At 63.5% G+C, this 14,344-nt stretch carries 14 protein-coding genes; 6 read left to right on the top strand and 8 right to left on the bottom strand.

The features are described 5' to 3' along the window. Positions 1-2: 2 nt before the first annotated feature. The 6 genes from moaC to RTCK_RS19355 all read right to left on the bottom strand — a co-directional run bounded on the left by moaC (position 3) and on the right by RTCK_RS19355 (position 5,681). Positions 3-494 (bottom strand): cyclic pyranopterin monophosphate synthase MoaC, encoded by a 492-nt coding sequence (moaC, locus tag RTCK_RS19380; RefSeq protein ID WP_142594250.1) that lies wholly within the window; start codon positions 492-494, stop codon positions 3-5. Next, positions 494-1,309, bottom strand: a complete 816-nt coding sequence (gene trpC, locus RTCK_RS19375) for an indole-3-glycerol phosphate synthase TrpC (RefSeq protein ID WP_142594013.1) — start codon at positions 1,307-1,309, stop codon at positions 494-496. Before trpC ends, moaC begins: the two co-directional genes overlap by 1 nt. 7 nt (positions 1,310-1,316) lie before the next feature. After that, complete coding sequence (trpD, locus tag RTCK_RS19370; RefSeq protein WP_142594011.1) at positions 1,317-2,333, bottom strand: anthranilate phosphoribosyltransferase; 1,017 nt, start codon at positions 2,331-2,333, stop codon at positions 1,317-1,319. Between the two features lie 21 nt (positions 2,334-2,354). Then, positions 2,355-4,244: a peptidylprolyl isomerase gene (locus tag RTCK_RS19365; protein ID WP_142594009.1), complete on the bottom strand. Its 1,890-nt coding sequence runs from the start codon at positions 4,242-4,244 to the stop codon at positions 2,355-2,357. Positions 4,245-4,379: 135 nt separating this feature from the next. After that, positions 4,380-5,252: a DUF72 domain-containing protein gene (locus tag RTCK_RS19360; RefSeq protein ID WP_142594007.1), complete on the bottom strand. Its 873-nt coding sequence runs from the start codon at positions 5,250-5,252 to the stop codon at positions 4,380-4,382. Between the two features lie 84 nt (positions 5,253-5,336). Further along, positions 5,337-5,681 carry a DMT family protein gene (locus RTCK_RS19355; protein WP_142594249.1) on the bottom strand — a complete coding sequence of 115 codons (345 nt, stop codon included), beginning with the start codon at positions 5,679-5,681 and terminating at the stop codon, positions 5,337-5,339. Positions 5,682-5,993: 312 nt separating this feature from the next. On the opposite strand from RTCK_RS19355, the gene RTCK_RS19350 reads away from it, so the two are divergent. Then, positions 5,994-7,154 (top strand): CynX/NimT family MFS transporter, encoded by a 1,161-nt coding sequence (locus RTCK_RS19350; RefSeq protein ID WP_235988781.1) that lies wholly within the window; start codon positions 5,994-5,996, stop codon positions 7,152-7,154. A gap of 9 nt (positions 7,155-7,163) precedes the next feature. Here the strand turns inward: RTCK_RS19350 and RTCK_RS19345 are convergent, their stop codons facing one another. Together RTCK_RS19345 and RTCK_RS19340 are read right to left on the bottom strand one after the other, a co-directional pair. Further along, positions 7,164-8,051 (bottom strand): ABC transporter permease, encoded by an 888-nt coding sequence (locus RTCK_RS19345; protein ID WP_142594004.1) that lies wholly within the window; start codon positions 8,049-8,051, stop codon positions 7,164-7,166. Positions 8,052-8,138: 87 nt separating this feature from the next. Then, positions 8,139-9,140 (bottom strand): ABC transporter substrate-binding protein, encoded by a 1,002-nt coding sequence (locus RTCK_RS19340; protein ID WP_142594248.1) that lies wholly within the window; start codon positions 9,138-9,140, stop codon positions 8,139-8,141. Positions 9,141-9,435: 295 nt separating this feature from the next. Between RTCK_RS19340 and osmF the strand changes: the two genes are divergently transcribed. The 5 genes from osmF to RTCK_RS19315 form a co-directional block, all read left to right on the top strand. Continuing rightward, positions 9,436-10,347: a glycine betaine ABC transporter substrate-binding protein OsmF gene (gene osmF / locus RTCK_RS19335; RefSeq protein ID WP_142594003.1), complete on the top strand. Its 912-nt coding sequence runs from the start codon at positions 9,436-9,438 to the stop codon at positions 10,345-10,347. Between the two features lie 61 nt (positions 10,348-10,408). Next, entirely contained in the window at positions 10,409-11,572 is a 1,164-nt protein-coding gene (locus RTCK_RS19330) for an ABC transporter permease (protein ID WP_142594002.1), read from the top strand. Continuing rightward, on the top strand, positions 11,569-12,507 hold the full coding sequence (locus RTCK_RS19325; protein ID WP_142594001.1) for an ABC transporter ATP-binding protein: 939 nt from the start codon (positions 11,569-11,571) through the stop codon (positions 12,505-12,507). The genes RTCK_RS19330 and RTCK_RS19325 overlap by 4 nt, the downstream gene beginning before the upstream one ends. Next, the gene (locus RTCK_RS19320) at positions 12,504-13,253 is read left to right on the top strand and encodes an ABC transporter permease (protein WP_142594000.1); all 750 of its coding nucleotides are present in this window, start codon (positions 12,504-12,506) and stop codon (positions 13,251-13,253) included. Before RTCK_RS19325 ends, RTCK_RS19320 begins: the two co-directional genes overlap by 4 nt. A 34-nt stretch (positions 13,254-13,287) precedes the next feature. Beyond that, positions 13,288-14,344 (top strand): AI-2E family transporter (locus RTCK_RS19315; protein WP_211181464.1); only part of this gene is annotated, 1,057 nt, incomplete at its 3' end.

Genomic DNA, 14,344 nt, shown 5'->3' with positions numbered 1-14,344 from the left:
CGTCAGCTTTCCGTCCTTCGGTAGGTGCCGGACTTGCCGCCAACCTTCTCGACCAGGCGAACACCGCCGATTTCCATGCCCTTGTCCACGGCCTTGGCCATGTCGTAGATCGTCAGGCAGGCGACGGACACTGCAGTCAGCGCTTCCATCTCGACGCCCGTCTTGCCGGTAAGCTTCGCCGTCGCCGTCACCCTCAGTCCGGGCAGGGCGGCATCCTCGGTGATGTCTACCGCTACCTTTGTCAGCATCAGCGGGTGGCAGAGCGGAATGAGGTCAGCTGTCTTCTTGGCGGCCATGATGCCTGCAAGACGCGCAGTGCCGATGACGTCGCCCTTCTTCGCATTGCCTTCGCGGATGCGCGTCAGTGTCTCCGGCAGCATCCGCACGTAACCCTCGGCGGTGGCGGATCGCTCGGTTTCCGCCTTCGCGCCGACATCGACCATGTTCGCTTCGCCCGAAGCGTCGAGATGGGTAAGGCTACCCGCGGCGATCATCATTCCGCCGCCATGGATGCCGTGTCGCCCAGAAGCAGCCGGCGGGTGGCTTCCGCCACATCGTCCTGACGCATCAGGCTCTCGCCGACCAGGAAGGTAGTGATACCTGTCTTCTGGAGCCGGAGACAGTCCGCGTGAGTGAAGATCCCGCTTTCTCCCACCAGCAGCCGGTCTTCAGGCACGAGGGCCGCAAGCTTCTCCGAGGTCTCCAGGCTGACCTCGAACGTGCGCAGGTTGCGGTTGTTGATGCCGATCATGGGCGATGCGAGCTTGAGTGCCCGCTCCGTTTCTTCCGCGTCATGGACCTCCACCAGCACGTCTATCCCGAGTGCAAAGGCCTCGTCCTCCAGACGACGTGCTTCATCGTCCGTCAGCGACGCCATAATCAGGAGGATGCAATCGGCGCCCCAGGCACGGGCCTCGTGAACCTGGTAGGGGTCGAACATGAAGTCCTTTCGCAGCGCAGGGAGCGTGCAGGCTTCACGCGCGGCGATAAGGAACTCCGGTGCCCCCTGAAAGCTCGGCGTATCGGTCAGCACGGAAAGGCAGGTGGCTCCGCCGGCTGCGTAGGCCGCCGCCAGCGATGGAGGATCGAAGTCGGGCCGTATGAGGCCTTTGGAGGGGCTCGCCTTCTTGATCTCCGCGATCAAGCCGAACGCACCTTCGTCGCGGCGTTCCCTCAGCGCGCGGTAGAAGCCGCGCGGTGCGGACTGGCCGGCGGCGCGTGCCTTGAGTTCGGGGAGGGGCACGCGCGTCTTCGCGGCCTCGATCTCCTTCCGCTTGTAGCCTTCGATCTTCCTGAGGATGTCGGTCATCGGGGCCTCAATCGTCTTCGTTGGAGACCGCCACCAGGCGGTCCAGCGCCGCGGCGGCCTCGCCGCTGTCGAGGGAGCGGGTGGCAAGCTGCATTCCCTCGGTGATTCCTTCCGCCTTGCCGGCCACCACAAGAGCGGCAGCGGCATTGCAAAGGGAGATGTCGCGGTAGGCATTCCTGGCGCCTCCGAGCACCGTACGCAACGCCGCCGCGTTGGCAATCCCGTCGCCCCCCTTCAACTCGGCAAGCGTTGCCTGACGAACGCCAAAATCGGCGGAGGTAAGCTCGAAGCTGCGGATTTCGCCGTCCTCCAGAGCGACCACGCTTGTGGTGCCGGTGGTGGTGATTTCATCCATCCCGTCGCCGTAGACGACCCAGACCCGTTCGGAGCCCAGGTCGCGAAGGACTTGCGCGATCGGCATCAGCCAGCGGGGCGAGAACACCCCGAGCAACTGACGCTTCGCGCCTGCGGGGTTGGAGAGGGGGCCAAGGATGTTGAAGATGGTGCGCGTACCGAGTTCGACGCGCGTCGGCCCGACATGGCGCATGGCCGAATGATGCATGGAAGCGAACATGAAGCCGATGCCCGCCTGCGAGATGCAGCGGCCGATCTTTTCTGCCCCGATTTCCAGATTGACGCCAAGTGCCGAGAGCGCGTCCGCCGCTCCGGACTTCGAGCTCAGCGCGCGGTTGCCGTGCTTGGCGACCGGGACGCCGCATCCGGCAACGATCAGCGAGGCGAGCGTCGAGATGTTATAGGTCCCCGTGCCATCTCCGCCCGTCCCGACGATGTCGACAGCGTTCGCGGGCGCGGTGACGGGCAGCATCTTGGCACGCATGGTCGCTACGGCCCCGGCGATCTCGTCGACCGTTTCCCCACGGACCCGCAGGGCCATCAGAAACGCGCCGATCTGCGAGGGCGTCGCCTCGCCCGACATCAGGATGTCGAAGGCTTCGCGCGCCTCGTCTCTCGTGAGGGGCTCGCCATTTGCGACCTTGGCGATCAGCGGCTTCAGTTCAGGCATGCTTACCTCTTCTCACCGGCATCAGCGGATCATGCCTGTCACCTGTTCGGCGACGGCCTCATTGATCGAGACGCCGTAGTCGTTCTGCAGGCGGTTGACCATCTGATCCAGCATGTCATCTCCGGCGGCCTCCGCCATCCGCCGCAGAGGCTCGTCGGAAGCCAGTGCATCAGCGGGTGCCTGATCCGAGGCGGTGACCTTGATCAGCAGTCGGCTTTCGCCGTCTGCCGCCGCTGCCGTGGTGACAAGACCTACGGGCCCGGCGAACAGTGCCGTGACGGCCTCCGGGCCGAAGATCGCGTCCTCTCCGTTTCGGCGGACGCCCTGCTTTGTCTCCACTGCAATGCCGAGTTCCTCCGCGACAGCCGACAGTTGCTCTCCCTTCTGAACGCGCTCCTTGAGTTCCGTCGCGCGCGCGGCGAGGGCCTCGCGCTGCTGCTCCGCGGTCCAGTCGACGATCACCTTTTCACGGACCTCGTCAAGCGTCTGCTCCCGCTCCGGAATGATGTCTTCGACCTCGAACCACACGTAGCCGTCATTGCCGAGCGATACCGGCAGGGGCTGACTGCCCGGTTCCGTCCGGTAGACATCTGCAAGCAACGTATCGGCAGCGGGAAGATCGGCGATCTTGTTGCCCTGCTGATCGTTGCCCGACGCGTCCGTGGTAACCGTCGCCACCTTGAGGTTCAGCTCTTTCGCGGCCTCTTCCAGTGTTGCGCCGGAGGCGCGGATGTCTTCGAAACGGTCGTGGACATTCATGACCTCCTGGGAGGAGGCGGAAAGCGCCAGGCCCTCGCGGATCTCCTCCTTCACCTCTTCGAAGGTCCGGGTGCTTTCCGGCTTGATGTTGGTGACACGGAGAATGACCGGTCCGAATGCGCCGTCGACGACGGGGGTGGTGCCGCCCTCGCCGGTGACGGCGAAGGCAGCCTCGGCCAGCTTCTGGTCGGGCATGTTTTGCTTGGTGAAATCCCCGAGCAGCACGTCCGCGGTGGTCTTGCCCTGGTCGCTCACCAACTGGTCGAAGGTTGCAGAGCCGTCCGCGAGCTGGGCGACCGCTGCTTCCGCCATTTCGCGGTCGGCATAGGTGAGCTGCTCGATGGTGCGCGTGCCGCGGGTGGTGAAGCTTTCCTTGCGCTTCTCGTATTCGGCACGCGCTTCTTCGTCCGTGATGGAGGAGGGATCGGCGATGTCGGCCGGCTGGAGCGTCACATACGTGAATCGGCGGTATTCGGGAGCGCGGTAACGTGCCTTCGCGCCTTCGAACCAGGCGGCGAGCACGTCGTCCGCGGGAGCCTTCACCGGGTCGATATTGGCGTTGGAAAGCAGCAGATAGTCGACGCTGCGGGTTTCATCGCGGTACTGCTTCAGCGCGTCGAGCATCACCTGCGGCGGCTTGAACCCATCCGAAACCGCTTCGACGATCTGGCTTCTGACGGCCACCTTGCTGCGTTCGGCAATGTAGTCGTCCTCCCGGAGTCCCGCGTTGCGGAGGCGTGAGCTGAACAGGTTGCGGTCGAACTGGCCGTTGCTTCCCTGGAACGCCGGGTCTTCGGCGATCAGCGTCGCCAGCCGGTCGTGGGAAAGTCCGAGGCCCATGTCCGCCGAAAGCTGATCGAGAGCTGCGCCGGCGGCGAGCTGGGCGTAGACCTGCTGGTCGATCCCGAAGGCTCGGGCCTGATCGGCGGTCAACTGCATCCCGAACTGGCGGCCGAGCGAGGCGACCTGCCGCTGGTAGGCGATGGCGAACTCCTGCGCGGATACCTCCTGGTCGCCCACCGTCATGACCGTGTTGGCATCCGTCGTGACCAGTGAGGTTGAAACGCCCCAGACACCGAAGGACGCGACCAGAAGCAGAAGAAGTGCCTTGGCGACCCAGGAGCGGGAAGCATTTCTGAGGGAGTTGAGCATTGCTTGACGTTACCTTGCACGAAGTTCGAGCGCCTGAGGCGGAATGACCGAACGTCTCTAGAACAATCCGTCGCGGAAATGAAGGCGCTTGCTCGCAAAAGCAGGTGAGGATGCGAGCTCGGGTTCGATTCGGGTTCAGCCGAGGCGCTGTATCAGTGACGCGGCATCCGCGGGCGCTCGAACCTTGGCGTCGTTGTCGAAATAGACATAGACGTCCCGCCCGGCGGGCAGCCGGGGCGAGGCTGGCAGGACCCGCATCGCTTGTGGAGGGTCTTTTCCGGCGCTCCAGTCTTCGATCAGGGCCGCCCACCCGTCCAGCGCCTCATCGCGATAGCCGCTGACATAGAGTTCTTCGGAGCCGTGCAGGCGGCAATAGACGAAGTCTGCCGTCAGGTCCATCAGGAGCGGCCAGTCCACGGTATCGGCGACGACCAGTGCGGCGCCATATTCGCGCAGGAGTTCGAGGAATTCCGAACAGGCGAAGCTCTGGTGCCGGATCTCGAACGCGTGCCGCAGCGGCTGGTCGAAGTCCGCGCGGATGCAGGCCCGGTCGTCGAGCCGCGAGTCGTGCCGACGGGCGAGTGCGGCGGCCTCCTCCGCGTTCCTGGGCAGGAGCCTCAGGAAGCTTTCGAAGCGCTCGGGCTTGAAACTCATGCTTGGCGGGAACTGCCAAAGGATCGGGCCCAGCTTCTGCCCGAGGTTCAGCAATCCGGAAGCGATGAAATTCGCAAGCGGCGTTTCCACCTCCTTCAGGCGCTTCATATGCGTGATGTAGCGGGAGCCCTTGACGGCGAACACGAAATCTTCGGGCGTGGCCTCGTACCAGTCCGCGAAGGCCTTGGGACGTTGCAGGCCATAGAACGTGCCGTTGATCTCGATCGACGGAAACCGCGAAGCGGCGAAAGTGAGTTCCCGCTTCCGAGGCAGGTCTTCAGGATAGAAGACGCCCCGCCAGGGGGCGTAGGTCCAGCCGGAAATACCGATCCGGACGGTACCGCGTTTCGTCATCCAAGTCTCCAGCCATCTTCATGGGCACGACACCGGGCGGCAGTTCGCTCGGCGGGAAACTCGTTTTCCCGGCGGGGGTTCCTGCTATTTCGTGAATATGAAGAAGGCGCCGAGAGCGATCAGGGCAAAGCCCACCCCCTGTTTCCAGTGAAAGGCCTCGCCGAGATAGAACACCGAAAAGACGACGAATACGGTGAGGGTGATGACCTCCTGGATCGTCTTCAGCTGCGCGGCGTTGAAATAGCCGTGCCCGATCCGGTTGGCCGGCACCTGGAAGCAGTATTCCAGCAGCGCGATGCCCCAACTCACCAGGATGACGACGTAAAGAGGTGACGTCTTGAACTTCAGGTGCCCGTACCAGGCGAAGGTCATGAACACGTTCGAGAGTATGAGCAGGCCGATGGTCGCGAAGGGAATGGCAGAGGGCATGATAGTGAGTCCGGTGGAGGAGCCATAGGGCAAGCATGCCGTTCGCGGAAAGGCAAGGGGCAGGGTCCAGTCGTCGACGCCGGCACCGTCCGTACTGATCGGTGCCGAAGCGGCGTTGCTGGCGATCGCCTTGCCTGTTACCAGCAGTCCGTCGGTACCTGTGCGGGGGGGCATCCCACGCTCGGACATTGCCTGAAATGGATAGTGATGGTGAGTAACAGAGAAGAACGAGAGGCGACGCGGAAGCACGATGCTGTCGATGACGCCGAGGACAAGCGCCGGCCCCTCCCGGCGGAGCGATTCCTCCTCGGAATGAGCCTCGTCCTGATCGCCTTCAACCTGCGCCCCGTCTTCTCCAGCGTTTCGGCACTCCTGCCGGAGATCCGGTCGGAACTGGGGCTCGGCGATCTCGGAGCCGGTCTTCTCACGACATTGCCCGTGGTTTGCCTCGGGGCGTTCTCGCCGGTGGCGCCGCGTCTTGCGCAGAGGATCGGGACGGAACGGACCCTGCTTCTGGTGGTGCTTCTCCTGACGTTCGGAACCGCCATCCGGGGCATTCCCTCCGTGCCGCTGCTGTTCATCGGGACTGCGCTTGCGGGTGCCTGCATCGCAGTGGGTAACGTGCTGTTGCCCGGATTGGTCAAGCGCGATTTTCCGGATCGTATGGCGCTTCTGACGGGTCTCTACACCATGGCGCTCTGCGGCGGCGCGGCCGCTGCGGCAGGATTGACGCTGCCGGCCGAACAGGCCCTCGGCAACTGGCTCGGAGGCGCTTTGGCCATATGGGCGCTTCCCGCTGCGATCGCTGCCGCGGTGTGGCTTCCCCAGGTCTTCCGGGCCGGACGCCATGACGGACGTATCAGCAAGCGCGTCGTCGGCCTGTGGAGGGACAGGCTCGCCTGGCAGGTGACGCTTTATATGGGGCTGCAGTCTGCGCTCGCTTACTGCGTTTTCGGCTGGCTCGTGCCTATCCTGCGGGAGCGCGGTCTGGACGGGATTGCCGCAGGCGGCATCGTCTCCGTGTCGGTCATGGTCCAGGCGGCCGCGTGCCTCGTCGTTCCCCATATCTCCGTCCGCGGCAAGGATCAGCGCGTCGTGAACGCTGCGCTCTGCGTCATCTCCGTCTCGGCTCTGCTCGGACTTCTGTTCGCGCCCCTGTCGACCGTGTGGATCTGGGCGGTGCTGCAGGGTGTGGGCCAGGGCGGCCTGATTGCCGCCGCGATGACGAACATCGTGCTCAGGTCGCCGGATCCGCTCATTGCATCGCATCTTTCCGGCATGGCGCAATGCATCGGATACCTGCTTGCCTCGGTCGGGCCGCTGGTGGTCGGTCTCATTCGCGGGTGGACGGGAAGCTTCGCAGCGACCGCCTTTCTGTTCGTCGCCCTCGGTCTCGCTGCGGCCGTGAACGGCTGGCTGGCGGGCCGCGCGCGATATGTCACCGTCCGGGTAGAGGACATTCCGCCTGCCTGAGCCGATCCGTCAGCCGTGGACGATCTCCAGGTGCCGCTGGAGCCGCTTCCCGTAAGCCTGCGTTATCCGGTCGAAGACGATCGCGATACCGACGATGGCGAGCCCGTTGAAGATGCCGAGCGTGAAATACTGGTTGGAGATCGCGCGGAGCACCGGCTGCCCAAGGCCCTGGACCCCGATCATCGAGGCAATCACCACCATGGCGAGCGCCATCATGATGGTCTGGTTGATGCCGGCCATGATCGTCGGCAGCGCCAGCGGCATCTGGACGTCCTTGAGTTTCTGCCAGCCTGACGAGCCGAAGGCATCGGCCGCCTCCAGCACGTCGCGGTCGACGAGTCGAATGCCCAGGTTCGTCAGTCGGATCATCGGAGGAAGGGCGTAGATGACGACGGCGATGAGCCCTGGCACCTTGCCGATGCCGAGAAGCATCACGACGGGGATGAGGTAGACGAAACTCGGCATCGTCTGCATCACGTCGAGAACCGGGTTTATCCCGCTTTGCAGCCGGTCCGACCGGGACATGGCGATCCCGACCGGGATACCGATGACGATCGAGAGCACGGTGCAGACGAAGATCATCGAGATCGTCTTCATCGTGTCTTCCCACATGTCGAAATACCCGATGAGGAGAAGCGTGGCGATACAACCGGTCACTATCCTCCAGTTGCGGCTGGCGAGCCAGGCGATGAGGGCGATCGCAAGCAGGATGACGGGCCATGGGGTGCGGGTGAGCAGCCGCTCGGATTCGACGAGCAGGAATTGCAGCGGATCGAAGAACGCCTCGATGCTGTCGCCATAGGCGCGCGTGAAGGCTCTAAAGGCGTCGTCGATGCCCTTCTTGAGGTTCCGCAACGTGTCATCGTCCATATGCGGAAAGCGGGTCAGCCAGTCCATGACGGCCTCCGTTTGGCAGGAGGAACAACGCGGCGATGTGCCGGAGGGGACGAGGCGAAAGTCCGAACGCCTCGTCCAGGTGTTCGATCAGAGCGCCGCCTTGATCTTTTCCGCGACCTCAGGTGTGACCCACTGCGTCCAGAGGTCTTCGTTTTCCTCCAGGAAGTGCTTCGCTCCATCCTCGCCGGTGGCCTGGTTGTCGGTCATCCACGCCATCAGGCTGTTGACCGTGGCGTTGCTCCATGCGCGCTTGTTGAGATAGTCCATGACTTCGGGACCGGCGCGATCGGCGAAGCTCTTGGTGAGCATGGTCTGCACGGTATCTTTCGGCCAGTCGTTCCTTTTCGGGTCGGGGCAATCCGCAACGGTGTTGCAGCGCTTCCATTCGGCTTCGTCATAGGCGACGCCGTGCTCGAGCTTGACCATCTCGTATTTGCCGAGCAGCGCGGTCGGTGCCCAGTAGTAGCCGGCCCAGCCCTTCTGGCCTTCATAGGCCTTCGCGATAGAACCATCGAGACCGGCGGCCGAACCGGTGTCGACCAGCGTAAAGCCGGCCTCCTCGGCGCCATACGCCTTAAAAAGCTGCGCCGTGGCAACTGTGCCGCCCCAGCCGGCCGGTCCGTTGTGAATGGCGCCCTTCGATGAGTCCTCGGGGGCCGGAAAGAGCTCCGGATGTTTCAGCGCATCGTCGATCGTCTTGATGTCCGGATTGGCGTCCGCGATGTATTTCGGAATCCACCATCCCTGAACGGCGCCGTCCGAAAGCGCGACGGCGGCACCGACGAGCTTGCCTTCGGAGACGCCTCGGCCGACAACCTCGGGCAGCAGATCGATCCATCCTTCCGGCGCCAGGTCGGGCTCACCCTTCTCGACCATAGAGGTGAGGGTGGGAACGGTATCCCCGACGATGATTTCCGCATTGCAGCCGAATCCCTCGTTGAGAATGAACTGATCGAGAGCGGCCAGTACTTCGGCGCTCTGCCAGTTCATGCTCGCGATGGTGACGTCTCCGCATTCCGCCCGGGAGGCGCTCGCTCCCATGGTGGCGAAGCCGAAGGCAAGACAGGTGCAGGCTAGGAGTTTCTTCATCATGGTGTTCCCCTGGTTGGCGCCGCGTCGGCGCGGATCGATCGGCGGCGTTCCTCTCGCCGCCCTGGCAGTGCGAGGGTTCTTGCGCCCTTTCGTCACATCTTTGAGTTTTGCAGGCTTGATCCGGCGCGTCGTCTTGTTTGCGTCGGACGATCTTCCGATTCCGCCAATGCCGTGGAAGTGAGGGGCTCAAAATTTCGCTCGGGTACTCCCCAAGCGGTTGCGGTGCGCCATATGGTCTGCGGGGTGCGCACGCAAGGCGCTGGTTGATGTCGCTAGGACGGAGGACGGATCCATGCATGTGATGAAGAGCTTGATCGGGCTGGCGATCGGGCTGACATTGTCGGCCAGTGCCGCCGGGGCCCAGGTTGTCGTATCGTCGAAGATCGATACCGAGGGTGGCGTGCTTGGAAACATCATCCTCAGCGTCCTGAATGCCAATGGTATCCCCACGACCGACAGAATACAGCTCGGGGCGACGCCGGTGGTTCGCGCCGCCATTACCGCAGGTGAGATCGACATCTATCCTGAATATACCGGCAATGCGGCGTTTTTCTTCGAGAAGGCGGATGACCCGGCCTGGAAGAATGCCGCGGAGGCCTACAGCCTGGCGAAGAAGCTGGACTACGATGCCAACAAGATCGTCTGGCTGACGCCATCGCCGGCCAACAATACCTGGGCTATCGCCGTTCGCAAGGATGTCGCGGAGCAGAACAAACTTAAGACGCTTTCCGATTTCGGGAGCTTTGTTTCCGGTGGCGGAGAGGTGAAGCTCGCTGCATCCTCCGAGTTCGTGAACTCGGCCGCCGCCTTGCCCGCCTTCCAGGCGACTTACGGATTCACCATGAAGCCGGAGCAACTCATCACCTTGTCGGGGGGCGATACCGCGGCGACCATTGCGGCCGCAGCCAACCGGACGAACGGCGCCAATGCCGCCATGGTCTATGGAACCGATGGCGGCATTGCTCCATCTGGACTTGTGGTTCTCGAAGACGACAAGGGTGTCCAGCCCGTCTATCAGCCTGCGCCGATCGTGCGCGAATCCGTACTGAAGGAACATCCCGAGATCGAGTCTCTCCTGCAGCCTGTCTTTCAGAAGCTCGACCTCGTGACGCTTCAGGATCTGAACGGACGGGTGCAGGTCGCCGGTGAACCGGCCAAGGCGGTGGCGGAGGATTTCCTGACCCGGAACGGCTTCCTGAAATAGTTGCTCGCCTGCACCGACGGTGCCAACATGGGCTTCTGGCGGACAGGCTTGGGATTGCCGCGTGACATTTCGCATCGACAAGCTGGGACTGGGGATAGGACTTCTGGCCGCCTACGGCCTCGGTTCGCCCTGGGCTACGCTTCGGGCCAATCGCATCGTCCAGGGTGAGGCGGTCGGACTGTTTGCCGCATTGCCGCTATGGGCGGCGTGGCTCGTTTTCTGTGTCACTTTGGCTGCCGGCGCGATCGCGATTCTTTCCGTCAGGCCTTCGACGCGGCTTGCGGCCGCGAGCGTGGCGCTGGCGACGGTATGCGCAGGTGTCGGTTCGGCGGGAGGCTTTCTCTTGCCCCCCGACAACAGCTATGCGCGCGTTTCGCCCGCCTCCGGCTTCTGGATACTGCTGTTCGCCTTCGCGCTTCTGGCTGCCGATGCCATCACGCGGATGAAGCCGCGGCCGATAACCAGGCTTTCATACACGGCGCTCGCCGTGGCGGCGATCCTTACCTTCCTCTTTCTCGGCGTCTGGAGCGAACTCTCGATCATCAAGGAATATTCGGTACGCGCGGATGCCTTCTGGGCAGAGGCGATGCGACACATGACCCTGGCACTCGGGTCGCTGCTCGCCGCCACGATTGCCGGCATACCGCTGGGCGTGTTCTGCGAGCGCAAGGTTGGCGCCAGAGCGATCGTTCTCAACACCTTGAACCTGATCCAGACCATACCGTCGATCGCGCTCTTCGGCATGCTGATCGGACCATTGGCCTGGATCGCGGTAAACGTGCCGGGAGCGGCCGCAGCCGGTATTCGCGGCATAGGCGTGGCGCCGGCCTTTGTGGCCCTGTTGCTGTATTCGATTCTGCCGATCGTCGCCAACACGGTCGCCGGCCTGGAGGGCGTGCCGGGGGCGACGCGCGATGCGGCGAAGGGGCTCGGCATGACCTCCACACAACGGCTGTGGCGGGTGGAATTTCCCCTGGCGCTGCCGGTGATCCTCACCGCCATCCGCATCGTGCTCGTTCAGAACATCGGCCTTGCGACGATCGCCGCACTGATCGGCGGCGGAGGCTTCGGTACGTTCGTCTTTCAGGGACTCGGCCAGATGGCAACCGATCTGGTCCTGCTGGGGGCGCTCCCGACAGTGGCGCTGGCATTCGTCTCGGCGGTCGTCCTTGATGCGCTGATCGAAACGACGGCGGCCGAGACAGGCGGAAAGGGGGCCACGTGATCGAGATCGACGGCGTTTCCAAATCCTATGACGGCAGGGCGGTTGTCGACAATGTCACCATGGTCGTCCAGCCCCGCAGCATTGCCGTCATCGTCGGGACGTCGGGCTCCGGCAAGACGACGCTGCTGCGGATGATCAACCGGCTGGTGGAGCGCGATTCCGGGTCCATACGCCTCGATGCAGAGGACAACCGCTCGATCCCCGGCTATCTTCTGAGGCGGCGGATCGGATATGCCATTCAGGAACATGGCCTCTTCCCGCACCGGACGGTCTCGGAAAACATCGCCACTGTCCCGCGCTTGCTGGGCTGGGCCCCATCGCGCATCAATGCGAAGGTGAGGGAACTGCTCGTCCTCTTCCAGCTCGATCCGGATATCTTCGGCTCTCGCTATCCCCATGAACTGTCCGGAGGCGAAAAGCAGCGGGTGGGCGTGGCGCGTGCACTGGCTGCCGAACCCAACGTCCTCTTGATGGACGAACCCTTCGGCGCCCTCGATCCGGTCATCCGCGCGAAGGCTCAGGACGACTTGCGGACCATCCAGCGTCATCTGAGGACCACAATCATCCTGGTCACCCATGACATGGAGGAGGCTTTTCGTCTCGCGGACAAGATCGCGGTAATGGACGCCGGCAGGCTTCTGCAGTACGGCACCCCCGATGACCTGGTGCGTCGGCCGGCGACGCCTTTCGTGGAGGCGCTGATCGGCGCGCGAGAGAGGCCGTTCAGGCTGCTTGCAATCAACACGCTGGGGGAGGCGGTCGAGGTCGGGGAGGCCGATGGTCCACCCTTGCCGGCGGATACGAGCCAGAAGGATGCAGTCGCGGAAATGGTCTGGAGCCGACGCGGTGCCGTGCCGGTAGTCTCCTCCGACGGTTCGCCCCTTGGTCGGGTGACGCTCGAAGCCCTCCTGAGACGGGCGGGCGGCCCGTCATGAGGCGATGGCTGCCGCTGTCCTTCCGTCTGTTGCTCCTCGGGGCGCTGGTGGTTTTCCTTTTCTGGCCGTACAGCTTCGAGCCTCTGTTGAAGCCGCTCGTGCAGCAGAACGCGCCGGCCGTTTATAACCAGGGCAGTCTCCTAGCGTTGACCGTTCAGCATCTGGTGACGGTTCTGGCTGCCACCGCGGCAGCCACGGTCGTGGCGATTGCCCTTGCCGTTCTTGTCACTCGTCCGTTCGGCGCCGAGTTCTTGCCACTCTCCCGCAGCCTGGTGAACATCGGGCAGACATTCCCTCCCGTCGCGGTGCTGGCGCTGGCGGTTCCCGTCTTCGGCTTCGGCGAGAAGCCCACCTTGATCGCGCTCTTCCTCTACGGTCTCCTGCCGATTTTCGAGAACACGCTGACGGGCCTCACCAATCTTCCGCGACCCGTGATGGAGGCCGCGCGGGGAATGGGGATGACGGGATTCCAGCGGCTGCTGAGGATCGAGCTTCCACTGGCGCTGCCGGTCATTCTTGCCGGCATCCGGCTGTCTGCGGTGATCAGCCTCGCGACGGCGACAATCGGTTCGACGGTGGCTGCCAAGACCTTGGGGGAGGTGATCATCGCCGGGCTGCAGTCGAACAATCTCGCCTTCGTTGTTCAAGGCGGGTTGATCGTCGGAGCGCTGGCCGTTCTGATATACGATATGCTGTCCGCGCTGGAGGCGCGCATTTCCGCGACGATGCAGGCCGCCCATGGATGAAACGAACAGGGTATCCCGAGAAGGAGACGTCCGCATGCCCGTCCAGCGTGTGAGTTTCTATGTACTGCTGGTCCTGGTGACCATCGCGTTCGTCGCGGTATTGCTGCCCTTCTACTCAGCCATCTTCTGGGCGGTCGTCCTTGCCATCATCTTCTTTCCTCTTCATGCGAGGCTGGAGGCGAAACTGGCAGGGCGCGGGAACGTGGCCGCCGCGCTGTCCGTCACCATATGCGTCTGCCTCGTCATCATACCGGGTCTGATCATCCTCAGTTCCCTTCTGCGGGAAGGTAACAATCTCTATCAGCAGATCGATACCGGCCAGATCGACATCCGCCGGCTTCTGCAGCAGTTTCAGCAAGCCCTTCCGGTCTTCCTTCAGGAGCGCCTCCGGGCACTGGAGATTACGGGCTTCGCGGAGCTGCGGGATCGCTTCTCCTCGGCCTTCATGGAAGGAGGACGTTTCTTCGCCGGGCGCGCTCTCAGTTTCGGGCAGAATACCCTGCAGTTCTTCATCACGTTCGGCGTGATGCTCTACCTGCTTTTCTTCCTGTTCAGAGACGGGCGCCGGCTGGCCCGGCTACTGCGGCGGTCGTCACCCCTGAGCGGAGTGTATACCGAACGTTTTACCGCGAAGTTCGCTTCGGTCGTCCGGGCCAGCGTGCGCGGCAACATCATCATCGCCGTCGTCCAGGGCACGATAGGCGGTGTGACCTTCTGGCTCCTCGGAATCGCGCCGGCGCTGCTGTGGGGCGTGCTGATGTCTTTCCTGTCACTATTGCCGGCGGTGGGGGCGGCGATCGTCTGGGTGCCGACGGCAATCTATCTCGCCCTCATCGGCAGCTGGATGAAGGCGGCCGTGCTGGTCCTGGTCGGCGTGCTGGTGATCGGATTGGTGGACAACCTGCTGAGACCGCCGCTGGTCGGTAAGGAGACCCGGCTGCCGGACTATGTCGTACTGATCTCCACGATCGGTGGAATTTCCCTGTTCGGGATCAATGGCTTCATCATCGGGCCGTTGATCGCCGCGCTCTTCATCTCTGCCTGGGGAATCTTCGTGGAGGAACAGAACGGGCAGGACGCGGAGGCGGGTT

It is taken from the genome of Pseudorhizobium endolithicum (genome assembly GCF_902153245.2).
Classification (GTDB): domain Bacteria; phylum Pseudomonadota; class Alphaproteobacteria; order Rhizobiales; family Rhizobiaceae; genus Neorhizobium; species Neorhizobium endolithicum.
The sequence above is the reverse complement of the archived record's forward strand: the minus strand, read 5'-3'. Positions and strand labels throughout refer to the sequence as shown.

What these genes read in the sequence shown, in the direction of transcription:
- RTCK_RS19345 (WP_142594004.1), bottom strand. Translation starts at nt 8,051, where the DNA reads ATGGACTGGCTGACCCGCTTTCCGCATATGGACGATGACACGTTGCGG.
- RTCK_RS19340 (WP_142594248.1), bottom strand. Translation starts at nt 9,140, where the DNA reads ATGAAGAAACTCCTAGCCTGCACCTGTCTTGCCTTCGGCTTCGCCACC.
- trpD (WP_142594011.1), bottom strand. Translation starts at nt 2,333, where the DNA reads ATGCCTGAACTGAAGCCGCTGATCGCCAAGGTCGCAAATGGCGAGCCC.
- RTCK_RS19360 (WP_142594007.1), bottom strand. Translation starts at nt 5,252, where the DNA reads ATGACGAAACGCGGTACCGTCCGGATCGGTATTTCCGGCTGGACCTAC.
- trpC (WP_142594013.1), bottom strand. Translation starts at nt 1,309, where the DNA reads ATGACCGACATCCTCAGGAAGATCGAAGGCTACAAGCGGAAGGAGATC.
- RTCK_RS19350 (WP_235988781.1), top strand. Translation starts at nt 5,994, where the DNA reads ATGAGCCTCGTCCTGATCGCCTTCAACCTGCGCCCCGTCTTCTCCAGC.
- osmF (WP_142594003.1), top strand. Translation starts at nt 9,436, where the DNA reads ATGCATGTGATGAAGAGCTTGATCGGGCTGGCGATCGGGCTGACATTG.
- RTCK_RS19355 (WP_142594249.1), bottom strand. Translation starts at nt 5,681, where the DNA reads ATGCCCTCTGCCATTCCCTTCGCGACCATCGGCCTGCTCATACTCTCG.
- RTCK_RS19320 (WP_142594000.1), top strand. Translation starts at nt 12,504, where the DNA reads ATGAGGCGATGGCTGCCGCTGTCCTTCCGTCTGTTGCTCCTCGGGGCG.
- RTCK_RS19365 (WP_142594009.1), bottom strand. Translation starts at nt 4,244, where the DNA reads ATGCTCAACTCCCTCAGAAATGCTTCCCGCTCCTGGGTCGCCAAGGCA.
- moaC (WP_142594250.1), bottom strand. Translation starts at nt 494, where the DNA reads ATGATCGCCGCGGGTAGCCTTACCCATCTCGACGCTTCGGGCGAAGCG.